Source organism: Paenibacillus sacheonensis (assembly GCF_009909195.1).
GTDB lineage: Bacteria > Bacillota > Bacilli > Paenibacillales > Paenibacillaceae > Paenibacillus_Z > Paenibacillus_Z sacheonensis.
This window is the reverse complement of the sequence record NZ_JAAAMU010000005.1, coordinates 492,134-516,797: the sequence shown is the minus strand read 5'-3', so window position 1 is coordinate 516,797 and position 24,664 is coordinate 492,134. Positions and strand designations below refer to the sequence as shown.

21 protein-coding genes are annotated in these 24,664 nt (G+C 46.8%); 18 read left to right on the top strand and 3 right to left on the bottom strand.

Going from position 1 to position 24,664, the window contains the following annotated elements; all coding sequences use genetic code 11:
• Positions 1-823, top strand: an 823-nt coding sequence (locus GT003_RS13005; protein WP_161698202.1) for a YhgE/Pip family protein, incomplete at its 5' end; no start/stop codon positions are given.
• A 99-nt stretch (positions 824-922) separates the two neighbouring features.
• On the opposite strand, the gene GT003_RS13000 is transcribed toward GT003_RS13005, so the two are convergent.
• Together GT003_RS13000 and GT003_RS12995 are read right to left on the bottom strand one after the other, a co-directional pair.
• On the bottom strand, positions 923-2,338 hold the full coding sequence (locus tag GT003_RS13000) for an SGNH/GDSL hydrolase family protein (RefSeq protein ID WP_161698200.1): 1,416 nt from the start codon (positions 2,336-2,338) through the stop codon (positions 923-925).
• Positions 2,339-2,493: 155 nt separating this feature from the next.
• Positions 2,494-2,682, bottom strand: coding sequence for a hypothetical protein (locus tag GT003_RS12995; RefSeq protein ID WP_161698197.1), 189 nt, complete (start codon positions 2,680-2,682; stop codon positions 2,494-2,496).
• 155 nt (positions 2,683-2,837) lie between these two features.
• Between GT003_RS12995 and gltB the strand changes: the two genes are divergently transcribed.
• Together gltB and GT003_RS12985 are read left to right on the top strand one after the other, a co-directional pair.
• Entirely contained in the window at positions 2,838-7,442 is a 4,605-nt protein-coding gene (gltB, locus tag GT003_RS12990) for a glutamate synthase large subunit (protein ID WP_161698195.1), read from the top strand.
• Between the two features lie 563 nt (positions 7,443-8,005).
• Complete coding sequence (locus GT003_RS12985; protein ID WP_161698192.1) at positions 8,006-8,143, top strand: hypothetical protein; 138 nt, start codon at positions 8,006-8,008, stop codon at positions 8,141-8,143.
• A 107-nt stretch (positions 8,144-8,250) separates the two neighbouring features.
• Here the strand turns inward: GT003_RS12985 and GT003_RS12980 are convergent, their stop codons facing one another.
• Positions 8,251-8,619, bottom strand: coding sequence for a helix-turn-helix domain-containing protein (locus GT003_RS12980; RefSeq protein ID WP_161698189.1), 369 nt, complete (start codon positions 8,617-8,619; stop codon positions 8,251-8,253).
• Between the two features lie 338 nt (positions 8,620-8,957).
• Here GT003_RS12980 and GT003_RS12975 point away from each other — a divergent pair, with 338 nt between their 5' ends.
• The 15 genes from GT003_RS12975 (at position 8,958) to GT003_RS12905 (ending at position 24,636) form a co-directional block, all read left to right on the top strand.
• The gene (locus GT003_RS12975; protein WP_161698186.1) at positions 8,958-10,088 is read left to right on the top strand and encodes an RCC1 domain-containing protein; all 1,131 of its coding nucleotides are present in this window, start codon (positions 8,958-8,960) and stop codon (positions 10,086-10,088) included.
• Between the two features lie 275 nt (positions 10,089-10,363).
• A complete protein-coding gene (locus GT003_RS12970; protein ID WP_161698182.1) occupies positions 10,364-11,113 on the top strand; it encodes a Wzz/FepE/Etk N-terminal domain-containing protein in 750 nt (249 codons plus the stop codon).
• Entirely contained in the window at positions 11,094-11,783 is a 690-nt protein-coding gene (locus tag GT003_RS12965; protein WP_161698179.1) for a CpsD/CapB family tyrosine-protein kinase, read from the top strand. Before GT003_RS12970 ends, GT003_RS12965 begins: the two co-directional genes overlap by 20 nt.
• A 233-nt stretch (positions 11,784-12,016) precedes the next feature.
• Positions 12,017-12,919: a UTP--glucose-1-phosphate uridylyltransferase GalU gene (gene galU / locus GT003_RS12960; protein ID WP_161698330.1), complete on the top strand. Its 903-nt coding sequence runs from the start codon at positions 12,017-12,019 to the stop codon at positions 12,917-12,919.
• A gap of 10 nt (positions 12,920-12,929) precedes the next feature.
• A complete protein-coding gene (locus tag GT003_RS12955; protein ID WP_161698177.1) occupies positions 12,930-13,631 on the top strand; it encodes a sugar transferase in 702 nt (233 codons plus the stop codon).
• A 29-nt stretch (positions 13,632-13,660) separates the two neighbouring features.
• Positions 13,661-14,602: a GDP-L-fucose synthase family protein gene (locus GT003_RS12950; RefSeq protein ID WP_161698328.1), complete on the top strand. Its 942-nt coding sequence runs from the start codon at positions 13,661-13,663 to the stop codon at positions 14,600-14,602.
• A 23-nt stretch (positions 14,603-14,625) separates the two neighbouring features.
• A complete protein-coding gene (gmd, locus tag GT003_RS12945; protein ID WP_161698174.1) occupies positions 14,626-15,615 on the top strand; it encodes a GDP-mannose 4,6-dehydratase in 990 nt (329 codons plus the stop codon).
• A 29-nt stretch (positions 15,616-15,644) separates the two neighbouring features.
• Entirely contained in the window at positions 15,645-17,003 is a 1,359-nt protein-coding gene (locus GT003_RS12940) for a hypothetical protein (protein ID WP_161698171.1), read from the top strand.
• A gap of 37 nt (positions 17,004-17,040) precedes the next feature.
• Positions 17,041-18,312, top strand: a complete 1,272-nt coding sequence (locus GT003_RS12935) for an oligosaccharide flippase family protein (RefSeq protein ID WP_161698170.1) — start codon at positions 17,041-17,043, stop codon at positions 18,310-18,312.
• 35 nt (positions 18,313-18,347) lie between these two features.
• Entirely contained in the window at positions 18,348-19,289 is a 942-nt protein-coding gene (locus GT003_RS12930) for a glycosyltransferase (protein WP_161698168.1), read from the top strand.
• Positions 19,290-19,315: 26 nt separating this feature from the next.
• Positions 19,316-20,293 (top strand): GDP-mannose 4,6-dehydratase, encoded by a 978-nt coding sequence (locus GT003_RS12925; protein ID WP_161698166.1) that lies wholly within the window; start codon positions 19,316-19,318, stop codon positions 20,291-20,293.
• 30 nt (positions 20,294-20,323) lie between these two features.
• Positions 20,324-20,866: a hypothetical protein gene (locus tag GT003_RS12920; RefSeq protein ID WP_161698164.1), complete on the top strand. Its 543-nt coding sequence runs from the start codon at positions 20,324-20,326 to the stop codon at positions 20,864-20,866.
• On the top strand, positions 20,838-22,316 hold the full coding sequence (locus GT003_RS12915) for an oligosaccharide flippase family protein (RefSeq protein ID WP_161698162.1): 1,479 nt from the start codon (positions 20,838-20,840) through the stop codon (positions 22,314-22,316). Before GT003_RS12920 ends, GT003_RS12915 begins: the two co-directional genes overlap by 29 nt.
• Positions 22,317-22,322: 6 nt before the next feature.
• Complete coding sequence (locus GT003_RS12910) at positions 22,323-23,384, top strand: glycosyltransferase family 4 protein (protein WP_161698160.1); 1,062 nt, start codon at positions 22,323-22,325, stop codon at positions 23,382-23,384.
• 16 nt (positions 23,385-23,400) lie between these two features.
• The gene (locus GT003_RS12905; protein ID WP_161698158.1) at positions 23,401-24,636 is read left to right on the top strand and encodes a glycosyltransferase family 4 protein; all 1,236 of its coding nucleotides are present in this window, start codon (positions 23,401-23,403) and stop codon (positions 24,634-24,636) included.
• Positions 24,637-24,664: the final 28 nt, after the last annotated feature.

The following is a 24,664-nucleotide window of genomic DNA, read 5'->3' as shown; positions in this document are numbered from 1 at the left end:
CGGCGCGGCGCAGCTGGCGGGCGGCGCCGGCAAGCTGGCCAGCGGCTCCGCCGAGCTCGCGAGCGGCACGGCCCAGCTCGCCGGCGGCACGGCCGAGCTGTCGGGCAAGCTCGGCGACGCCGCAGCCCAGACCGCGGGCGTCACCGGAACCGACGCCCTCTACGACATGTTCGCGAACCCCGTCCATGTCGAGGAGCACAAGCTGACGAACGTGCCGAACTACGGCACGGGCTTCGCGCCGTACGCCTTATCGCTCGGCCTGTTCGTCGGCGCGCTGCTCTCCACCATGGTCGTGCCGATGCGCGAGACCGGCACGAGGCCGCGCTCCGGCTGGAGCTGGTTCGTCAGCAAGGCGCTGCTTCTCGCAGGCATCGGCATCGTGCAGGCGCTAATCGCCGACGCGATCCTGATCTACGGCATCGGCATGCACGCCAATCATATGGGCGCCTTCATCGGCATGTCCATGCTGACCAGCGTCGCGTTCATGATGATCATTCAATTCCTGGTCACGCTCCTCGACCAGCCGGGCCGATTCGTCGCCGTGATGCTGCTCATCCTGCAGTTGACCGGCAGCGCCGGCACGTACCCGGCGGAGCTCGTGCCCGCTTGGCTGCAGCGCGTCGGCGAATGGCTGCCGATGACGTATACCATTCGGTCGTTCCGTGAAATTCTGACCGGCAACGAGCTGCAGTCAACCGGCAGCAGCGCCGTGTACCTGGCGATCGTAGCGCTCGTATTCGCAGCGCTCACGATGGCCGTATTCCTGGTCATGCATCGCAAGGAACGGAGCAGCAAGTCCGCGCCGGCCGAAATCGTACTTTAATGAAGAAACAAAGGCGGGATTCCAAGGGGCAGCCTAAGCTGCTTCACGGAATCCCGCCTTTTTATTTCTTCATCATCCCGAATCTATACTTTCCTGACCTTACGAATTAACATACACCGTCGCGATCGGTTTCCGATAATCCACCTGATACCCGAGCCCCTTGGATAACGCTGCAAGCGGGAGGTAAGTAAGCGAGCTGCCGTTCGACTGCTGCAGATAAGCCGGCGTCTCGAGCGCAACGCTCTGGCCGTTTACCTTCATCGTGTTCGCGCCGATCGTGAACGCGACCTTCTTGCCGCCGGAGGCGATCGTCGCCGTCCGGGTCTTGTTGTCCCAATTCAGCGTCGCATGCAGCGCGTTCGCTACATCCCGCATCGGCAGGAACGTCGTATTGTTCTTGAGCACCGGATGATTGCCTTTGAGATCCGTGCCGTTCACGACGACGCGCAGGGGGGCGCCGGCAGGCAGGGCAGCGGGATCGCGATAATCGCCCCAGATGCCTTTGGAGAACGCACGGCCCATGACGTCGTAGCCGGATTGCTTCGGATGAATGTCGCCTTTCAAAATGTACGTATAGACAAGTTCATTGTTCTTGAACGGAACCGAGACGTCCACGGTCCGCACGTCATAGCCTTCCTGGGTCAGTTTATCGGCGAGCGCCTCGTCCAAGCCCTTCAGCTTCGTCACGGCCGCGGACAAGATATCGTACTGCTCCTGCGTGATCGCCTTGTTTAACACGGACGGCTTGGGCACCGGCAAATATTGATCCGCGAAAACGACGGTCGCTTTCGGGTTCAAGCCCAGAATCGTGCGCAAGGACGCTTCGAGCTGCGGTACGTAATCCGCCAGCATCGCGTCCATCTTGGCCTGCAGGTCGGCCGCCGACAAGCTGTTCGACTTGATGTCATCGAAGATCGGCGTAAAATCGTTCCCTCCGATCGTCAGCGTGACGAGATCGGCATTTTTCAAATCCGCCGCAAGCGCGGCCGTCTTGGCGACGGTCTCGGAAGCGAGCGGGTACGTCGCCAAATTCGTCTGTACCTCATCCGCGGCGATTCGCGTGCCGTCTGCGGCCGCCTTCAGAAACTTGTTGAGTCCCGGCGTTTTGAGCGCGATGATGCCGTAATTCTTCAGATCCGCGCGTCCGCGGTACAACGCCTGTTCATACACGCGTTCGACATAACCGTATGGAATGGAAGAGACGGTCATGCCGTTCTCGTAGCCGACGGTCAGCGAGTCGCCGACCGCCACGATATGTAAGGGCTCGTTCGCTTCTGCCTTGGGCGCAGCAGGTGCAGCCGCGTACTGACGCGCGGTCGAGGGAATTACAGGCTGGCCAATCGAGCCTGCAAATGCATGGTTCGACGTGGAAATTGATTCCTGAGCAGCAGGCGCAGTGGCCTCGGCCCTATGACTATCCGTCCAAATACTTCCCGTACCTACAGCGGCAATCAGCAGCGCCGCCGTCGTCATTGCTGCTGCCTTGCCCTTGGATTTCCTCGTATTGCTCGTCAAATCGACCACATCCTTTTGGATAATTATGCAGCTTAATGAAAAGAAAAGTACAAAAAGTGCAAATTCAAACTGCTGGTGCAGGGCGTTCCGGTAAAGAAGTCTTATCACTTTTGCTAAAATAATAAATTGATAATTGCTATAGGGTGATGATAAAATCATATAATAACGAAAATCAATCGATCCTGTCCGTTTGTCGCAAGGATGCTGATAAAAACGGCATTTTTACCCAGCCGCTGCTCAGCGTCTTTTTTTGAAGAATGCCATGAAAGCTGGAAGGAAAGGTTTTCATAATCTGCTTTTATTCTACGCCATTCAGGGGAAGAAATGAAGTCGGATTCCTGCAAATAAATCCATTCCTCCATTTTCAGATCGCAAGGTAAGATTTAGCCGCTTGCCCGGATATCCGAAGAGATCCGAGGGCGGGGACTGCCGCCGATGACGGGCGTAGGCCGATTCCGTTGTTTATTCAAAAATTTCTCATAGAAAGGTGACTATCCAAGTGAAAGAGAACCGTTTAGGATTGCCGCCGAAGCAAGGCCTGTATGACCCGCAATATGAGAAAGACGCCTGCGGCATGGGTTTTGTGGCTAACATCAAAGGATACAAATCGCATTCGATCATCCAGCAGGCGCTGACCGTGCTCGAGCAGATGGAGCATCGCGGCGGACAAGGCAGCGAGCCGAACACGGGGGACGGAGCAGGCATCCTGCTTCAAATCCCGCATGCGTTCTTCTCCCGCGAGCTGAAGGGACTCGGCGTCGAACTCCCGGCTAACGGCGACTATGCCGTCGGCATGCTGTTCCTGTCGCAGGACGAGAGCATTCGCAGCAAGCATGAGCGCGAGTTGGAATCGATCATTCGCGAGGAAGGCCAGACGCTGATCGGCTGGCGTACCGTTCCGACGAACGACGAGAAGCTCGGACATTCCGCGAAATCGGTGAAACCGTACGTTCGCCAAGTGTTCATCGGCAGAGATGAATCGCTTCAGGATGAGCTTGCGTTCGAACGCAAGATCTACATCATCCGCAAGCGCGCGGAGCTGGCCATCCGTTATTCCGGCATGGAAGGCGCGGACAGCTTCTATTTCTCCAGCTTTTCGAGCAAGAAAATCGTGTACAAGGGGATGCTGACGACCGAGCAGGTTCGTTCTTTCTACACAGAGTTGAACGACGAAGCGATGGAGACGGCACTGGCCCTCGTCCACTCCCGTTTCTCGACGAATACGTTCCCGAGCTGGGAGCGCGCGCATCCGTACCGCTACCTGATCCACAACGGCGAGATCAACACGCTGCGCGGCAACGTCAACTGGATGCATGCCCGCCAGGCGCTGTTCGCTTCGGAATTGTTCGGCGAAAGTTTGGACAAAATCAAGCCGATCATCAATCCGGACGGATCCGATACGGCGATGTTCGATAACACGCTGGAATTCCTGTACCTCTCGGGACGCTCGCTGCCGCACGCAGCCATGATGATGGTGCCTGAACCGTGGTCCAACCACGAAGGCATGAGCGACGAGAAGAAAGCCTTCTACGAATACCACAGCTGCCTGATGGAGCCGTGGGATGGTCCTGCCGCGATGGCGTTCACCGACGGTACCCAGATCGGCGCGATTCTCGACCGTAACGGCCTTCGTCCCGCACGTTATTATGTAACCAAAGACGACGTCATCATTCTCGGTTCCGAGGCGGGCACGGTCCACGTCGATCCGGAGAATGTCGTATACAAAGACCGCCTGCGTCCGGGCCGCATGCTGCTTGTCGATACCAAAGCAGGCCGCATCGTGTCCGACGAAGAGGTCAAAGCTCAAATCGCGGCGGAGCATCCGTACCGCGAATGGCTTGACGAGCATCTCGTCGGCCTCGACGATCTGCCGGACGCGCCGGAGCTTCCGGAACCGGATCACGATACGGTCGAGCTGCGCCAGCAGGCGTTCGGCTACACGTTCGAGGATCTGCGCAAGGTGCTGGAACCGATGGCGGGCAGCGGCGTAGAGCCGATCGCTTCCATGGGTTACGATGCGCCGCTGGCCATTCTGTCGGAGCGCCCGCAGCGTCTGTTCAATTACTTCAAGCAAATGTTCGCGCAAGTCACGAACCCGCCGATCGATGCGATCCGCGAAGAAATCATCACGGCGACGGGAACGACGCTCGGCCCCGAGCGCAACCTGCTCAATCCGGAACCGGAGAGCGCGCGTCAGATCCGACTGGCATCGCCGGTCCTGTCGAACGAGGAGTTCGCGAAGCTGCGCCACGTGCGCCGTCCGGGCTTCAAGTCGATAACGCTGCCGACGCTGTTCACGGCGGCCGACGGCGTAGAGGGACTGCGTTTCGCTCTGAAGCAAATGTGCGAAGCGGCCGACCGCGTTATCGGCAAGGGCCATAATGTACTGATCCTGTCCGACCGGGGCATCGACCGGGAGAACGCGGCGATTCCGTCGCTGCTCGCCGTATCCGCCCTTCATCATCATCTCATTCGCGAAGGCACGCGTACGAAGGTCAGCATCCTGCTGGAATCCGGCGAGCCGCGCGAGGTGCATCACTTTGCACTGCTGCTCGGCTACGGCGTGAGCGCAGTCAATCCGTACTTGGCATTCGAGACGCTCGACGATATGATCCGCGGCGGCATGCTCAGAGGCGTTACGCACGAGAAGGCCGTGAAGAACTTCATTAAAGCCGCAACGAAAGGCGTCGTGAAGATTTTGTCCAAAATGGGCATCTCCACGATCCAATCGTACCGCGGCGCGCAAATCTTCGAAGCCGTCGGCCTGAACAAGGACGTCGTCGACCAATACTTCACTTGGACGGAGACGCGCATCGGCGGCATCGGCCTCGACGTCATCGCGGATGAAGCGCTGAAGCATCATCACCGTGCGTTCTCCGAACAAGAGGGCCGCGTCAAGGAGCTCGACTCCGGCGGCGAATACCAATGGCGCAAGGACGGCGAAGACCATCTGTTCACGCCGCAGACGATTCATACGCTGCAGATGGCTTCCCGCGCGAACGACTACAAGCTGTACAAGAAATTCTCCGAGCTGGTGCAGGGCGAAGACAAGAAGCATCTGACGCTTCGCTCGCTGCTTGACTTCAATTATTCGGCAGCACCCGTTCCGCTCGACGAAGTCGAGTCGGTCGAGTCCATCGTGAAACGCTTCAAGACGGGCGCCATGTCCTATGGCTCCATCTCCAAAGAAGCGCATGAAGCGCTGGCGATCGCGATGAACCGTATCGGCGGACGCTCCAACACCGGCGAAGGCGGCGAGGATCCGAAGCGCTACATCCCGGATGCCAACGGCGATTCCCGTCGCAGCGCGATCAAGCAGGTCGCTTCCGGACGTTTCGGCGTTACGAGCAACTACTTGGTCAACGCAGACGAGATTCAAATCAAGATGGCGCAAGGCGCGAAGCCGGGAGAAGGCGGCCAGCTGCCAGGACGCAAGGTGTATCCTTGGGTAGCCGAAGTCCGCGGCTCTACGCCGGGCGTAGGTCTCATCTCGCCGCCGCCGCATCACGATATTTATTCGATCGAGGATTTGGCCGAGCTCATTCACGATCTCAAGAACGCCAACCCTCGGGCTCGCATCAACGTAAAGCTGGTATCCGAAGTGGGTGTCGGCACGATCGCGGCAGGCGTTGCCAAAGGCCGCGCGGACGTCATTCTCGTCAGCGGCTATGACGGCGGCACAGGCGCATCGCCGCTCGCATCGCTCCGCCATGCGGGCATGCCTTGGGAGCTTGGCCTCGCGGAGACGCACCAGACGCTTATGCTCAACAACCTGCGCGACCGCGTCGTCGTAGAGACCGACGGCAAAATCATGAACGGCCGCGACCTCGCGATCGCCACGCTGCTCGGCGCCGAAGAATTCGGCTTCTCGACGGCTCCGCTCGTCGTGCTCGGCTGCATCATGATGCGCGTCTGCCAGCTGGATACGTGTCCGGTCGGCGTCGCAACGCAGAATCCGGATCTTCGCAAGAAGTTCATGGGCGATCCGAGCCATGTCGCGAACTACATGCTGTTCGTCGCGCAAGAGTTCCGCGAGTTCATGGCGCTTCTCGGTTTCCGTACCGTGAGCGAAATGGTCGGCCGCGTAGACCGCCTGCAAACCAAAGATCTGATCGATCACTATAAGCTCAAAGGCATCGATCTTCGTCCGCTGCTGCATCAAATGGAGGTACCGCAGGATGCGGCCCGCCACAACACGCAGCAGCAGGATCATAAATTAGAAGAGTCGCTCGACATGCAGCATCTGCTGGCGCTGGCACAACCGGCGATCGAGTCCGGCGAGCAAGTGCGCGCCACGCTGCCGATCACGAACATCAACCGCGTCGTCGGTACGATCGTGGGCAGCGAAGTGACGCGCAAATACGGCGCGGCGGGACTGCCGGAAGATACGATCTCGTTCCGCTTCGTCGGCACGGGCGGCCAGAGCTTCGGCGCGTTCATTCCGAAGGGCATCACGCTTACGCTCGAAGGCGACTCCAATGACTACGTCGGCAAAGGTCTGTCCGGCGGCAAGATCATCGTCGCTCCGTCGCCGAAAGCGACTTTCAAGTCCGAAGAGAACGTCATTATCGGGAATACCGCGTTCTACGGCGGAACGAACGGCGAGGCTTACATCAGCGGTATCGCGGGTGAACGCTTCGCAGTACGGAACTCCGGCGTCAAGATCGTCGTCGAAGGCGTCGGCGACCACGGCTGCGAGTATATGACAGGCGGACGCGTCGCGATTCTCGGCGGAACGGGCCGCAACTTTGCGGCAGGCATGTCCGGCGGCGTCGCGTACGTCCTGGACGAAGCCGGCGACTTCTACAAGCACTGCAACATCGAGATGGTGCTGCTGGAGCGCGTCGAAGAAGCACGCGACCTCGAAGAGCTGCACGGCATGATCAAGCGCCACGTGGAATACACGGGCAGCGCGATCGGCGACCGCCTGTTGTCGGATTGGGAGACGTCCAAGACGAAGTTCGTCAAGGTCATCCCGAAAGACTACAAGCGCATGCTTGAGCAGATCGAACACATGGAACAATCCGGCCTCGAAGGCGAAGCAGCACTGCTTGCTGCATTCGAAGCGAATATGAAAGAGCTGGCCCGCGTAGGCGGGAACTAAGCGACTATACGAAACCGGTCATGGACTTGTCCATGGCCGGTTTTTTTTGTCAAATCTGTCGAAGGAATGAGTCCTTAAAAGTGCAACGCAATGGATAACGGTGTTCATGGCCATTTTTTTGTTAGATAAATTTTGGAAATTGGGCTTGTATGACGACCCTATGAATATGATGAAGGTATCGAAGGATGTAGGGTTGCTCAGCGGGTTGTATTCGTCTTCGTTGGAACATCATCAGACGGGTTAGAACAATATGAGGAACGCAGGCTGATGTGAAGGCATGCTTAATTCTATTTGAAGACGTATCTGGACAAATAGTGGGTTCGAACGGCTATAAATGGCTGCTCGAATATATTTAACGGGGTTATAGAACAATGATCGACAAAAAAACAAAAAACATGTGACTATTGTCCCCTACCCTTCGACATCATTTTTGGAAAGGACTGGATATAATGGTTATAGAAAGTGTTAGACAAGTATGAGAAAAGATAGAGATGGTAAAGGGAGCGGTTCAATTGGCGGAGCTACAGATGAGGAACAGTATGTGGAGGGGTAGGAGCCGGAGTATGACGAAGAGACGCGATCAAGGTAATGAGGGAAATACTGCTGCTTCAACTGCCGTAGAATTGGATGTCCTTGAAATTCTCGAACAGTTGGGGATTGATCGTGCGGAATGGCCGGACCTGCCGAACTTGAACAAGTAAGAGAAATAAGTCTTCTGAACAAGCAATTGAAATTATACATACATGCAAAGCTGCAGTCCATAAGAAAAACCATAGACGGCTAAGCCGACTATGGTTTTATTTTTTCGTTATTTCATGTTACGAGCCGCGCGCACGAATGCGATGAAGTTGCGCGACTCCTCGGGAGATAGTTTGACGCCATCTATAGTCAATTCGAATTTGCTTAGAATCTCTTCCTCAGACAGCTCCAGCTGATCCACGAACTCGCGAACCGGCTCATCCAAGGTGACATGAGGGACGGCGGTTCGCCCGACGAGATAATCGACGGAAACATGAAACAAGTCGGCGAACTTCGACAGAGTCTCGGTATCCGGTTCGCGGCGGTTTTTCTCGTAATGAGATAGAGCAGCGCGAGAAATACCAAGCAGACCGGCGGTTTGTTCCTGCGTCCAGCCCCGATCTTCCCTCAGTTTGAAAATGATGTTTCCTATGTTCATATTTCTCCTCCTAACTAGCTATAACTCCATCTTATAACGAAACGCTTTCAAATGCATTCATTGCTACGAAATGTTACAGAGTGCTGTGAGCTTAGATCGTCTATTGAAAAATTTCATTATTTGTTCGGATATAAACCCGCTTATAGATACAATATGTATCTGGTGGATATTATTATTCATTGACCAATTTGGCTGGGGTTATACGCGTTCAATACGTATCGCCGTTAATTTTTATGGATACGGGCCGGCATCTTAAAAAAGGGCTTAATATTGATGAACCTCTAAAACTAGCCTCGAATATAGCTACAAGAGCTGTTAGTTTATGAGGAGGAATTAGGTTGGCGGTTAATAATCCATTACGTTCATTTTCTGATCAAGGCGTTGGGGGAAGCTTCGGAATGCTGCTTTATCCGAATGGAACGGTATGGACCAGCGGTCATAATGAAGCAGGACAGCTTGGCGACGGAACGAAACAAAATCGTTCCGTATTTAAATCAGTAGCCGATGTCACGGATATCGTTGCCGTTAGTTCAGGGGTCACATTCGCGATCGTTTTGAAGAAGGATGGAACGGTATGGGGATGGGGGGACAATAGTTCGGGCCAGTTGGGCGACGGGACATTAGTAACCAGAACCAGGCCTGTCAAAGTGAAAGAACTATCCAATGTTATCGCCATCAGCAGCAGCAACGCGCATTCGCTCGCACTATTAGCGGATGGAACCGTATGGGGATGGGGGAATAACGGTTCAGGCGAAATCGGGGACGGTACGACCGTTAGGAGAACTGCACCCGTGAAAGTTGCCGGGTTAACGGACGTAATATCCATCAAATGCGGTAACTACCATTCCGTGGCATTGAAAGCGGATCGGACGGTTTGGTCTTGGGGCGGGAATGGGACCAATCAGCAGGGGGACGGATCGAAGGGCAGCAGATTGCTCCCCAAGCAGGTTGCCGGGTTATCCGGAATCGTTTCATTAAAAGCAGGTATTTCACATACGGTTGCACTGAAAGACGATGGGACGATATGGACGTGGGGCGATAATACCTCGGGGCAATTGGGAGACGGGACCTATACGAAACGCACCAAGGTTGTGAAAGTACCGGGATTAACCGGCTTCACAGCCGTAGGGGCAGGAGGTTACTGTTCATTTGCGCTAAGAAACGATGGAACGGTATGGGCGTGGGGGAATAATAATACCGGTCAATTGGGTATCAATACGGCAGGCCAAGGCGTTCTGGACGAAATTAATAGTCACGCGGCGCCAATCAAAGAAACGCCTAGTCCGACTAAGACATTGATTACCGACGTTGTTGCCATCTCGACGGAAGCGAACCACTCATTTGCATTGAAAAGCGATCATAGCGTATGGGCATGGGGTAAAAACAACTATGGTCAACTAGGCGACGGCACCTTAATCGTGAAGCTGATGCCCGTATACGTGTTTACTACTCCGCAGGAATATAGCTAAATTGAAGCAAGGAATAGAAGGCATGGTCGGTAGAGCCAACCATGCCTTTTTGGATGCCTGGTTTTCTACCGATCCGAATGATCGACAGAATGAAAGCGCTATACTTTTAACGCCGTTAAGTTAAAGGAAAGTAATTGTGATTTTTGAAACAAAATGTCGCAATTTTAAGCCGAAACGGTATTGACATGTTACTAAACGTATCGTAAAGTAGGGATGTAATCAGATACAGTTTGTATCATTCTTCATTTGAAACTGGAGCAGTAGGAGGAAAGAAAGTGGAACTAAAACAATATTTTCTTATGATTTGGAAGAAGAGCTGGTTAATAGCGGTGGTGGTCATTATTGCTTGTACCCTCACTTATATTAAAAGTCATTACTATACGACTCCCATCTATCGTGCGGATGCGAAGCTCATTGTAAATCAACGGATGGTTGATAAAGAAAACCTGAATTTAAGCTCCATTCAAATGAATCTCATGCTGATTAACTCCTACAAGGAGATTATTAAATCGGCCGCCATTATGAACAAGGTTGTTGAGAAGTACCCGGATATTAAAGTAAGCCCGCGGGCGCTTGCCGCTAGAATCTCCGTCAGTTCCGCCAATCAATCGCAAGTCATGAATTTAACCTACGTTGATACTTCCTTCGATCGAGCTTCCAAAACGGTAAATGCGATATCGACCGTGTTCAAGGATGAGATCACCTCGATCATGCAAGTAGACAATGTCACGATTCTAAGCGAATCCACTCCCGAGGATTTCTCGGGTCCGATTAATGTGAGCTCTACGATGGATATGCTCATTAGTTTTATGGTTTCGTTCATGTTGTCCGTCGGCTTAATCTTCTTGATCGATTATTTGGATCATACGTTCAAATCCGAAACCGAAGTGAAAGAGACGCTCGATCTTCCGATTCTGGCTATCGTAACCAAAATCAAAAAGAAGGATATGCGACTGCGTAAAACACGGGCATCATCGAAAAAGCAAAAGGTGGGGGAAGAAACATATGCGACGATCAACAGTTGAGAACAACCTGGTTACGCTGCAGAATCCTAAGTCGCCCATATCCGAGGTTTATCGCACGCTTCGAACGAATCTGCAGCTCTCCTCAATCGATTCCCCGATGAAAATCATGATGGTCACATCCGCTCAGCGGCGAGAAGGGAAAACGACCACGGTCAGCAATCTGGCGATTGCGTATGCGCAAGAAGGCAAGAAGGTCCTTCTGATCGATACGGATCTCCGTGAACCTTCTCTTCATGCGGTATTCAATATGTCGAATCGAAATGGGTTAACGAGTATTCTTTCCAATCAAGTGGAGTGGAGAGAGATATTCAAAGAATCGGTTACGGATAATCTCACTGTGTTGACATCGGGGCCGATCCCGCCTAATCCATCTGAGCTGCTAAGCAGCAGAAGGATGCAGGAGTTATTGGAGGAGTTGAAGGAAGAGTTTGATATCATCCTGTTCGATACTCCGCCGATTCTGGTCGTAACGGATGGTTTGGTCGTAAGCAACTATTGCGACGGAGTCATTCTGGTAGTCGTATCAGGCAAAGTAGATAAGGAACTGGTCGTAAAGGCGAAAGCAAACTTGGAGCATGTGAATGCCCGCATCGCAGGCGTTGTTTTGAATAAAATGAATGCCAAGTACGGCAAGCGTTCAACAAACTATTATTACGGCGCAAGAGAATAGAGGCTGTTTTAACGTTTAGGTGATGTCTACTGTACCTTTACCATCGTAGGCACTCGATCATGCTGTGGGTCATTTGACCTTAGACATTATTGTCGATGGTGTGGTGTGAGGACGGGTTGAATGCCCACTCTAAAAATACGAGCTATCGATTACTCTTCAAAGGGAAATCGATAGCTCGTACTTTTAGCTTTTACAGAAGATAGATAGAAAATAGAAGGATAGGGTGAGTGAAAATGAAAAAAGTGCGTAAAGCCATTATCCCAGCTGCAGGCCTTGGTACGCGATTCTTACCCGCAACGAAGGCGATGCCCAAAGAAATGCTGCCGATCGTCGACAAACCAACGATTCAGTACATCGTCGAAGAAGCTATTGCGTCAGGGATCGAGGACATCATCATCGTCACCGGCAAAGGCAAACGAGCGATCGAAGATCATTTCGACATCGCGTTCGAGCTGGAGCAGAACTTGTTCGAGAAAGGGAAATTATCGCTCCTGCATGAAGTGCAAAAATCTTCCAACGTCGATATTCACTACATTAGACAAAAAGAAGCTAAAGGTTTAGGACACGCTGTTTGGTGCGCTAGAAATTTCATCGGCAACGAGCCATTTGCGGTCTTGCTGGGCGATGACATCGTACTCTCCGACGTTCCTTGCACGGAGCAGCTCATGCAGCAGTATGAAGCAACGGGCCATTCGGTTCTAGGTGTCCAAGCCGTATCCTATGAACAGACCGAACGATATGGAATCGTAGATCCGATCGATATCGATCGGCTTGATAGCAAGCTGTATCAGGTGAACCGAGTCGTCGAGAAACCTAAACTTGGGACGGCGCCTTCTAACCTGGCAATTATGGGACGTTATGTCCTGACGCCCGAGATCTTCGATTTCTTGGAAAAGCAGGAGAGAGGCGCCGGTGGAGAGATTCAGTTAACGGATGCGATTCAACGGCTGAACGAATCCCAAAGCGTGTATGCGTACGCCTTTGAGGGGACTCGTTACGATGTGGGCGAGAAGCTGGGATTCATTACGACTACGCTTGATTTTGCTATGCGCAACATTGAACTTAGAGCTCCGCTGCTGATTGCCCTGGAAGAAATAATCGCACGCGAACATCAGAATAACCTTTTCCGGAAATGAGGTGCAAACGATGATACCTAATCCGCAAAGTCAAGACACTGACGTTGCTATACAGGGAGGTCACTCGCTGTATACGAGTTATAGTTTAACCAGAACGTACAGAAGGCCCTATTACTTAATGACAAAACGTGCACTCGACATCATATTGTCCGTAATCGGTATGATCTGTTTGACGCCTCTCTACATAGTTGTAGCTATCATGATCAAATTGGAAGACCCCAAAGGAGCGGTGTTTTTTCGCCAATCCAGGGTAGGGCTAAATGAAAAACTGTTTGATATGTATAAATTCCGTTCGATGGTAAGCAATGCGGAAGACCTGCTGACTGACTTGCTCGATAAGAATGAGGTCAGCGGTGCCATGTTCAAGATGAAGGAAGACCCGAGAATTACGAAAATAGGCAAGTTTATTAGGAAAACCAGTATTGATGAGCTCCCTCAGCTATGGAACGTGATCCGTGGCGATATGTCGCTGGTTGGCCCAAGACCTGCTCTTCAACGTGAAGTGGCGGAATACAACACCATCGATAAGCTGCGGTTGAAGGTAAAGCCCGGCTGTACGGGACTGTGGCAAGTAAGCGGCAGAAACGATTTGGGATTCGAGCAAATGGTCGAGCTGGACTTGAAATACATTAAAGATCGAAGTATCGCTTATGATCTTAAAATCATACTTCGTACGGTAAAAGTTTTATTCGGAGCTAAGGATGCGTTTTAATGATGATTTTCGAGGATAGAGGTGCTTCTATGCATAGCAATTCCAGTATATATGTAGCCGGCCATCGAGGTCTTGTCGGATCGGCGATCGTAAGAGCGTTGGAAAGCAAAGGGTACACGAATTTGCTCTTGAGAACCAGCTCGGAGCTGGATCTAAGAAATCAGGAAGCTGTCAATGATTTCTTTAAGAACCACGCTATTGAGTATGTATTCCTGGCTGCGGCAAAGGTTGGTGGTATCGTAGCCAATAATAATTATCCTGCTGAATACATTCGGGATAATCTGTTGATTCAGACGAATATCATTGATGCCGCCTATCGTACAGGCGTCGAGAAGCTGCTGTTTCTAGGTTCTACCTGCATTTATCCGAAATTCGCGCCGCAGCCGCTTAAAGAAGAGTATCTGCTTACTGGATCGTTGGAGCCGACCAATGAGCCGTATGCCATTGCTAAGATTGCCGGCATTAACATGTGCCAATCCTATAACCGGCAATACAATACCAAATATATTTCGGTTATGCCTACGAACCTCTATGGTCCCAATGATAACTATGACCTCACCACTTCCCATGTGCTCCCGGCGCTCATTCGAAAATTCCATGAGGCCAAGAAGAACGGTCAGCCGGTAGTTGAGGTATGGGGGACCGGACAGCCTAGAAGAGAATTTCTGCATGCAGATGATTTAGCGGATGCTTGTCTCTATTTGATGTTGAATTACGAGGGCAGCGAGATCGTCAATATCGGGGTCGGTGACGATATTCCAATCAGCGAACTAGCGGAACTAATCAAGACCATTGTTGGATTCGAGGGAGATATCGTCTATAACACGTCCGTTCCCGACGGAACGCCGAGGAAATTAGTCGATGTAACCAAGATCAACGGTTTAGGTTGGAAAGCCCGGATTGCCTTGGAGGATGGCCTTCGATCCGTATATGGCATGTTTCTGGAGAACGAGTTAATCGCAAAAAAATAGAGATCATAGTGGAGGAACTGTCTATGAAAACCGCATTAATTACGGGTGTAACCGGTCAAGACGGATCGTATTTAGCCGAGCTGCTGCTCGACAAAGGGTATAAAGTATTCGGCCTTCGCAGACGAACGAGCACGCCGAATTACGAGAATGTCATTCGAATCAAAGACAAAATTCATTGGCTGTCCGGCGATCTGAATGATCTGGCCTCGTTAATCGAAGCCGTTCGGATCTCGAATCCAGATGAGGTTTATAACCTGGCAGCTCAATCTTTCGTGGCTGCTTCCTGGCCGCAGCCCATCGCAACGGCCCAGATGACGGCACTTGCGGTTACGAATATGCTTGAAGCGGTTCGGATTGTAAAGCCGGACGCGCGTTTCTATCAAGCATCGAGCAGCGAGATGTTCGGCAAAGTCGTTGAAACTCCCCAGAAAGAAACGACCCCCTTTTATCCTCGCAGTCCATATGGCGTTGCCAAAGTATACGGCCATTGGATTACGGTAAACTACCGCGAAAGCTTTAATATGTTTGCCTGCTCCGGTATTCTGTTCAACCATGAATCGCCTAGACGGGGCCTGGAATTCGTGACGCGCAAAGTAACCGATGCTGTCGCAAGAATCAAGCTGGGCGTACAGAACGAGATTCGAATGGGGAATTTGGATGCTTTACGCGACTGGGGTTTTGCCGGCGACTACGTCAAAGCCATGTGGCTGATGCTTCAGCAGGATGAGCCCGACGACTTCGTCATCTCGACGGGCGAAATGCACTCCGTAAGAGAGCTTCTCGAGGTTGCATTCTCCTATGTGAATTTGAATTACAAGGACTATGTCGTCATCGATTCGCAGTTCGTTAGGCCGGCTGAGGTTGAACTGCTGCTCGGAGACTGTACCAAAGCAAAAGAAACGCTTGGCTGGAAGCTCGACGTCGACTTCAAACAGCTGATCCATATGATGGTGGATGAAGATCTCAAGCGAGTCAAGTCAGAAATGCGCTATTACGAGCTGATGGGCATTTAATAGCGAACGACACGGAGCAGGAGCTGCCTATGAATCTCCTTATGTATATTGCGGCGTTTTTATTCCCGCTGGATAACTTCCCTCATATGTTCGGAGGGGCTTACAAGCCGCTATCTTTAATATTCATTGCCATCTATCTGGCAATGAATATTAAGGTTGTGTTCACGATCAAGTATCGGGCGCTTGAGATATGGATTGCCGTCATCATCGCATCCGCATTGTTAATATCGGCATTCCAGAATTTGAAGTATCATTATCGATTCACTGGTTGGGAAGATGCCGTTTCTTCGCTTGTTGCGGGCATCGTCATTTATTTGGCCTTTAAAGTATTCGTGCATCAAAACAAGCATGATGAATCCTACATCATGCTTTTTAAATGGATCATTCGCGGATACAGCGTGGCCATCTTCGTAGGTTTGCTGCAGCTTGTCTATATTTACGGTTCAAGCAGTGACGGCCTGGCAGCAGTCATTAAACTTTTCGTGACTCGTGATCCGTTTATAGGCAATCACCGCGTACACTTTTCCTTTTCGGAACCTTCTTTCATTGGCTTGCACACGAACCTGCTTCTGTTCCCGGCTTATATTATTTTGAAAAACAAGAACCGTCTTTCGAAATTCGAAAAGCTGATCGTCTTCTCGTTCGTTCCGCTGACGATTTTCTCGCTTTCAGTTCGGTACTTCCTGGATCTGGTCATCTTTTATGTCATCTATACGTTTGCAACGACGCAGGTTAGAGAGATTTGGTCGGTGGGCATTAAGATGATTCTTACTGCTGCGGTATTTGCATCCTTAATCTATATGGTTTTCGTTCAGAATGTGTTCAAAATTGATTCCGACCACTATTCCCGCATTTCGCATATCTTTGAGAATCCGGAAAATATCGCCACAGATGACTCGTTCGCCATAAGATTTACCTATTCGGTAATCGGTGTTTCGTCATTCTTAGATAAACCCGTCTTGGGGTATGGAATGGGGAATTACAACTATGGCTATGTGAATCATCTGGATAAGATACCGGTAAATCAGTATAAACCAGGAAAAGAATTATATGAAGCCTCTGAAAGTACGAGTCTCTCCCAGTACAACATGTATACGAGGCTCTTATCTGAATTAGGAATGATGGGAATATTCATCCTACTGTCATTTGTAATCTTTATCCGATCGTTTAAAGGCAGGAATTACTCGAAAATGATGGCTGCGTTACTAGGCTGCGCATTACTTCAGTTTGATTCTTTCGCATTTATACAAATGTATTTTTGGATAGCCTTCATGCAAAGCGGGTTTATTTCACAATTCAAAGTAGTTAAGACTGCAGCATTATCCGAGGCTTTGGTTAAAGAGGAAAAATATCCCCTTAGTCTAGAGAAGAAGGTGCGATATGAATAGTAACATCAAGAATACTAAGAAGTGAGTGGATAGATGCATGAAATTAATTATAAACTTGTTGAAAAAAAAACATATTGCATCTTCCACAACTGTTCTAGGAACCAACGTACTTTCTGGGATCAGTACCTTTACTTCTTTAACTCTAGCAGCAAAAATGCTCACTATAGATCAATTTGGAAGTGTAATCTTTTTGCTTGCCGTTATAACAATCGCATCGCAGATTGTTGATTTTGGCATGGATATTAATATTATAAGAAGCCCAGAGTCAGAAATTAATCGTTCTTTTTTTAATGCAACGATTGTAAAAGTAACAACTTTTGTTCTCTTAATACCTATTTCCTTTCTGGTGAAATGGTTTATCTTTAATCAAAGCTTAACCGACGTGGAATTACTTATTATCGTTGTAGGTTCCTTATTGGTAGGAATAAACAATATGCTTTTAGCGAAATATCAAAGCTCAGAATTGTATGTAAAATACGCGGCATCTAAATTAAGTGTTACGCTATTTAGATTCGCAATCGTATTAATCGGATTTATATTACATTCCAGTTACATGTTTATCGTAATAGGGTATTTTATTTTGCCTTATGTTTCATCTTTGATAAGGACAATTATATATTGTTCTCAGTTTAGAATTGGAGGGATAAAACTAGAAGCAGCCTATATGAAGCAGCAATTAATTTTCGGGTTTTGGGTAATGCTTTCTACATTATCATCAAATCTAATCCTTAATGTAGATACTTTATTTGTAAAGTACTATATCGACTTAAAGCAAGTTGCTATTTATGGAGTCGCTACGTTGATCATAAGTCCCATTAGTTTATTGATGTCTTCATTATCCACTGTTTTATTGCCACAATCCAAAAATATATCTTCTAATTTCGAGGATATTATCTACTTTATTAAAAAGTCTCTTTATATTTCAATTCCAATATGTATTATTGCTTATTTAGTGCTAACTGAAAGTATTCCAATTGTTATTGAATATATCTATGGTGACGCATTTAAATTAGCAGGGAACATCTCGCAAATATTAATTATTGGGTATCTATTCAGCATTATCGCAACGCCAACATATATTATCTCCTACACCATAAATAAACCTCAATTGATGACAATCTCTGATGTAGCTCGATTAGTAGTTTGTATTTTACTTAATATCATATTTATACCGATTATGGGTATTAGGGGTGCTGCAATTGCTTCAATGTTAACTAGAATAGTTGGTGGAGTGCTTACCGTTCTGCTTATTATGACCAGCATAAAGCGGACAAAATATAAGCTCAGTCATGAGCAAATCATAAGTTGATTATGCTGGATTTTATCGTTTAGAAGGTGACTTGTGTGAATGAATTGGTTTCAGTAATTATGACTACATATAATGAGAAATTAGAATGGATAGAAGAGTCTTTAAATTCATTATTAGCACAATCGTACCGCAACATAGAGATAATTATTGTTGTAGATAGACCTGATGATGCGAACATTATAGCGTTGCTGCATAACTACCAGAGGAATTATCCACATATAACGGTTATAGTGAATGAAAAAAATATTGGGCTTGCACGTAGCCTCAATAAGGCATTTAAATTCTCATCGGGAGTATTTCTTGCACGAATGGATGCTGACGACATTTCAAAACCTACTCGGATTGAAAAGCAAATCCAAACCCTTTATGAGCATCCGGAAATCCAATTAGTATCAAGCAACTGTGAGTATATTGATGAGAACGGAGAAATTATTGGGCAACAAAATATAGGCAGCAAGAGCGAGGATCAAATAAGGAGAGGGCTGAAGTATATAAATTTTCTTATACACCCTTCTTGGTTAATGCGTCGGGAAGTGTATGAACAACTCAATGGATATAGAGAGTTTGAATGCAGCCAAGATTATGATTTTTTATTAAGAATGATTAGTCATAATTTTAAAATTGCACTAAGTGAACAAAGGCTTATTAAATATAGACAAAGGAGAAACAGCTTATCGTCATCCAGGGGGTTTAAGCAGTATCTTATTTCAAAATACATAAAAAAACTTCATCTAGAGAGAGAAAAAACAGGAAATGACTCATTCAGTTTGGAATCCCTTAATCTTTATTTAGCAGGTAATCAGATATCGGTGAACGATGAAACATTTAATAACTCCCTGTATAAATTTATTGCTTTGCGTGACGCAAGTAGTAAAATCCTCAAAGTAAAAGGGATATTACGATGTTTATTTTTTTCAGTATATAGCCGAGACTTATTAATTAATTCGCTGTTATTTAAAATTGTAGTGAAAATATAGAGAAATGATTGGATGGGTGATATGAGATGAAAACAATACTGGTTACAGGCGGAGCAGGCTTTATTGGATCTCACTTATGTGACTATCTGCTAAAAAACAATTACCGGGTTATTAATGTAGACAATTTCAATGATTTTTATGACCCCAGTATAAAAAGAAATAACGTAAGTAATCATCTGAAGAATCCCAACTATATCTTGCTAGAAGGCGATATTCGTAATTACCCATTTATGGAAGACTGTTATAGCACTTATACTATCGATGCAGTAGTTCACTTAGCTGCAATGGCAGGCGTAAGGCCTTCAATCGCTGACCCTTTGCTTTATGAGGATGTTAACGTTAGAGGGACAATGCACTTACTGGAACTCAACCGAAAATATGAAATCAAAAAATTTGTTTGTGCCTCCTCCTCGTCTGTATATGGTAATAATGAAAAAACTCCATTTTCCGAAAGTGACCCAGTTGATTATTGTATATCCCCGTATGCTTCCACAAAGAAATCCTGTGAAATAATAAGCCATGTATACCATCACCTTTATGATATAGATGTTGCAATGCTGAGATTTTTTACTGTGTATGGACCGAGGCAGCGCCCCGATCTGGCAATTCATAAATTTACGCACATGATGAGAGAAGGAGAGGAAGTTCCGTTTTATGGGGATGGTTCGACTAGAAGGGATTATACATACATAGACGATATTATAGATGGAACTTACAAAGCGTTAAGTTACATCATGGATAACTCTAGTGTTTATGAAATATTCAATCTTGGTGAGTCCCAAACCATATCGTTAGCAGAGATGGTGAAAACTATTGAGAATCAATTGGGCGTAAAAGCAAGAATAAAACAATTACCTATGCAACAAGGTGATGTAGAACAGACCTTTGCAGATATTTCAAAAGCAAAGCAATTAATTGGATATAATCCTCAGACTAAATTTGAGGCAGGGATAGAAAAGTTTATTAGATGGTACGATTACGAAAAACAATCGATACTTTATTAGAGATTTGAGAGGTATATGGAGGACGAGTTAATGGAGTTTCGTCTATTTATACATGTAATTAGACAAGATTATTATTGTAGATTTCAAGTGAGTCCTACAATGCTGAAGATGATAAAAGCGTATTCGCTTGATTTAAACTTCAGAGTTGTCGTCAGGTTTCGTTTGCAACAATTATTCTTTGGTTTAAAAATTGCAAGGAAAATTGGTTTCTTGATAGCACTAAAGATTAGAAATGGAAGTATTAAGAAATATGGAATTGAAATTGGAATGAATTCAAAAATAGGTACAGGTCTTAATATTCATCATGTGAATGGGATTGTAATTGGAGATTTTGCGCGAATTGGAAGAAATTTCAATGTCTATCAACATGTAACTGTTGGCAGCAAAGATAAAGAATATCCACAAATCGGTGATAATGTTAGAGTGTTTCCAGGAACGATAATTCTCGGGGGGATAACCATTGGGAACAATGTAACTATTGGTGCAAACTCGGTAGTCATGAAAAACGTTGAGAGTAACCTCACAGTAGCAGGCACTCCTGCTGTTGAAATTAAAAAAAGAAATAAGGGCTAACATGGAAACAAAAAATTTGTTAAAAACTTTTACTGGGTTTGCGGTAGGTCCAATTGGTGCTGCTGGAATTAATTTCCTAACTATCCCTATCACTACATGGTTTCTTTCTCCACATGAATTTGGTAAAACGTCATTTTTTTTACTGTTGCAGACTCTTGCTGCTGCAGTTATTTTTTTTGGTATGGATCAGTCGTATGCAAGGGAATTTAATAACTATCAGAATAAGCGCAAATTGCTTTTTAATTGTTTAGTTATTCCGATTATATTATCAATAGCTTTCTTGATTTTACTTATTATTTTTGCTCATCCAGTGATTAATCTAATTACGAAAGAACAAAGCAGCATGGTTTTAGTTTTATTTGCTATTTATCTTCCGTTCCTGGCTATTGAACGTTTTTTACTGTTAAGCATTCGAATGGAGGAAAAAGGATTTTCCTTTTCAATATTCAGCATATTATCTAAATTGTTTGCGTTAATATTTATTATTGTTTTGCTAATGGTTTGGGAGAAGAGTTATTTAGCAATCATTACTGCAACTGTTATGGGACAGATATTAGTAGACATCATTTTAATCATTTACTGCAGAAAAAGTATTGAAATAAAATGGTCCAATCTAGACAAAGAACTTCTTCTAAAATTAATTCGGTTTGGTGCGCCATTTATTCCAAGTTCTCTTATTTTGTGGTGTCTGGGATCCACGGATCGATTAATGTTGGAGAAATTTAGCTCTTATAACGAACTGGGGTTTTATTTGGCAGCGCTAAAAGTTGTGGGCGTCTTCACTATTTTCCAAAACATTTTTTCGACTTTTTGGATTCCGATTGCTTATAAGTGGGAACAAGCGACGGTAGATACCAAAGTATTTAATAAAATTAGCCATTATTTAAGTTTCATAATGTCTTTTGTTTTTGTGTTTATACTGCTCTTCAAGGAATTATTTGTCCTTCTTCTATCGGAACGCTACCATGATTCAGTCTATCTCATTCCTTTTTTGCTCTTTACTCCAATCATGCTTACTTTAGGGGAAACAACAGGACTTGGTATTGCTTTTTCTCGAAAAACTTATCTCAACATTTGGATTTCTATGGCCGTAGCAAGTGTCAATTTCGCATTAAACTTCATTTTAATACACTATATGAGTGCGGTTGGGGCTTCAATTGCAACGGGTGGTTCTTACATTCTGTACTTCTGGATAAGAACTATTGTATCTCGAAGCCTTTGGTTTAAATTCGATCTTAAATATTTTTTAATTATAACTGTAATATTAATTACAGCAGCTGGACTTAATATAACCGTGAGAAACAACAGCATACTTTTTATTAATGTATCACTTCTAATAATAATTGTTTATGTTAACCGTCAAACCGTTCGAGAAATACTGCTGAAACTTCAAGAGATCACAAATCGCTTGCTTTTTCAAAAACGGTCTACTTCAAAAGAATCAGGGTGATAAACGATGAAAAAAGTATGTTTGATTGGTCAATTCCCGCCACCAGTACACGGGCTCTCCAAAGCTTTAGATACCATTATCAAGTCTGGATATATGAACAACAAATATGAGCTTGAACATATTAATATTAAAGATAACAAGAAGTTTGTTGGTCATCTTACCCAACTTAATCGTTCCGATGCGGATATCTACTATTTCACGATCTCACATTCGAAGTTCGGGAACTTACGCGACATGATTATATTATGGGCGCTGCTCAAGAAGAAGAAGCGGGTTATTATCCACTATCATGGGGGCCGGTACAAAGAACTCTACCAGAGCTTAAATATTTTGCAAAAGCAGATCAATCGAAAGTTAATCGATCAGACTGATATCGTAATTGTATTAGGTAATAGTCTCAAAGGATTATTCTCGGACGTCATTGATGCCGGGAAAATCCGCATATGCGAGAATTATATTGAGGATGAGGCTCTCCTAGATAATTTCGAATTCGAAATTAAAATCAATCGCCTTTACCAGGGTGATATGGAAGTGCTCTATCTCAGTAATTTCATCAAAAGCAAAGGTTATCAAGATGTTCTTCAAGCTGCGAATCGGTTGAAGAACGCTAATGTGAGGTTCCATTTTGCCGGCAAATTCTTCGAGGAGCAAGACAAAGAGGAGTTCATGGATTATGTGAAGCAGCATGGTTTAGAGAACAACGTTCTGTATCACGGGGTTGTGATGGGCGAAGACAAGAAGAAGCTGTTTGAACGCTGCAATATCTTTGTTTTGCCGACCTATTACCCCAATGAAGGGCAGCCGATCTCAATCATTGAAGCCATGGGAAACGGGTTGTCGATCATAACGACGAACCATGCGGGTATTCCGGATATCGTTTCCTCGCGGAACGGTTATATCATCGATAAGCAGGCTCCGGATCAGATCGCCTCGGCGATTCAGGAGCTGATGAATAATCGCGAATATCTCGTTCAACACGCCAACGAAAACAGGCTGACAACGTTAATGAAGTTTAAAGAGATTGATTATATCAAGAGACTGGAGTCCATCATGGACGAGGTTTCATAAAGAAAGAGGAACCTGCATGAAGCCGAACATTGTCTTTGTCATTAACTATTTTTATCCCGATTACGCTTCTACGGGTCAATTGCTTACGGAGCTTTGTTTGCATCTTCAAGATGACTTTACGATAACCGTCATCGCCGCGCAGCCAGGATATAATACAGAAAGAGATGCGGATTCGAAGCGATTCACGTCGGATCGATTAGAACATATTAAAATTTTGCGTATCAAATTACCCGAAGTGAATAAACGTAGTTTAATGAGTAGGTTGCGTTATACGGCAACCTATTTTTTTTATGCCAACTTCCTTCTTTTGAAACAGAAGAACGTGAATTATATCTACACTATTTCACAGCCTCCAATCTTGGGAGGGTTGATCGGATCGATCGGCAAGCTCTTTAAGAGAGCCAAGCATATTTATAACATCCAAGATTTCAACCCCGAACAAGCCGAAGCCGTCGGATTCATGAAGAGCAAGACGGTTTTAAAAGCAGCTAAATGGCTGGATACCCTCAACTGCAAATATGCCGATCACATTATTACTGTCGGTCAAGATATGCAGGAAACGCTCTTGAACCGCTTCGCCAACAAGAATGTGACCCCGAATACGGTCATTAACAATTGGACGGACGAGAAAGAAATTATCCCGCTCACCAAGAAGGACATTCATGTAAAACAGTTCCTTGCGCGCAATGGACTTACCGGGAAGTTCATCGTCATGTATTCCGGCAACATGGGTCTCTATTACGATCTGGAGAACTTAATCAAGATCACCGATCGCTTCGCAGCCTGCAAAGATCTTGTGTTCGTCTTCATCGGCGAAGGAGCCGTGAAGAAGCAGATGCAGCAGTTTGTTGAAGAAAATGAACTGAAGCAGGTGCTGTTCTTACCGTATCAACCTAAAGAAGAATTGAAATACTCGCTGAACGCAGCGGATGTTCATCTGGTGGTTAACCAAAAGGGGATCAAAGGGGTCTCCGTACCGAGTAAAGTTTATGGCATTATGGCGGCCGGCAAACCGATCATGGGGGTTCTCGAGAGCGGAAGCGAAGCACATCGCTTGATCGTGGAAAGCCGCTCTGGAGTCGTAACGGAACCGAGGAATTATGAAGAAGTTGTCGAGCAGATTCGGTATTTATACGAATTGAATCATAGCGAACTCATCGAGTTCGGAAATCGCGGCAGGACCTACTTGGAGAAGCATCTGAGAAGAGATCTCTCACTGGAGAAATACCGGCAGTTGCTGCTATCGATTTAACTAAATATAGAGAACGAATACAGGAGGA

What these genes read in the sequence shown, in the direction of transcription:
- GT003_RS12985 (WP_161698192.1), top strand. Translation starts at nt 8,006, where the DNA reads ATGACGAAGAGACGCGATCAAGGTAATGAGGGAAATACTGCTGCTTCA.
- GT003_RS12980 (WP_161698189.1), bottom strand. Translation starts at nt 8,619, where the DNA reads ATGAACATAGGAAACATCATTTTCAAACTGAGGGAAGATCGGGGCTGG.
- GT003_RS12965 (WP_161698179.1), top strand. Translation starts at nt 11,094, where the DNA reads ATGCGACGATCAACAGTTGAGAACAACCTGGTTACGCTGCAGAATCCT.
- galU (WP_161698330.1), top strand. Translation starts at nt 12,017, where the DNA reads ATGAAAAAAGTGCGTAAAGCCATTATCCCAGCTGCAGGCCTTGGTACG.
- GT003_RS12955 (WP_161698177.1), top strand. Translation starts at nt 12,930, where the DNA reads ATGATACCTAATCCGCAAAGTCAAGACACTGACGTTGCTATACAGGGA.
- GT003_RS12950 (WP_161698328.1), top strand. Translation starts at nt 13,661, where the DNA reads ATGCATAGCAATTCCAGTATATATGTAGCCGGCCATCGAGGTCTTGTC.
- gmd (WP_161698174.1), top strand. Translation starts at nt 14,626, where the DNA reads ATGAAAACCGCATTAATTACGGGTGTAACCGGTCAAGACGGATCGTAT.
- GT003_RS12940 (WP_161698171.1), top strand. Translation starts at nt 15,645, where the DNA reads ATGAATCTCCTTATGTATATTGCGGCGTTTTTATTCCCGCTGGATAAC.
- GT003_RS12935 (WP_161698170.1), top strand. Translation starts at nt 17,041, where the DNA reads ATGAAATTAATTATAAACTTGTTGAAAAAAAAACATATTGCATCTTCC.
- GT003_RS12925 (WP_161698166.1), top strand. Translation starts at nt 19,316, where the DNA reads ATGAAAACAATACTGGTTACAGGCGGAGCAGGCTTTATTGGATCTCAC.
- GT003_RS12920 (WP_161698164.1), top strand. Translation starts at nt 20,324, where the DNA reads ATGGAGTTTCGTCTATTTATACATGTAATTAGACAAGATTATTATTGT.
- GT003_RS12910 (WP_161698160.1), top strand. Translation starts at nt 22,323, where the DNA reads ATGAAAAAAGTATGTTTGATTGGTCAATTCCCGCCACCAGTACACGGG.
- GT003_RS12905 (WP_161698158.1), top strand. Translation starts at nt 23,401, where the DNA reads ATGAAGCCGAACATTGTCTTTGTCATTAACTATTTTTATCCCGATTAC.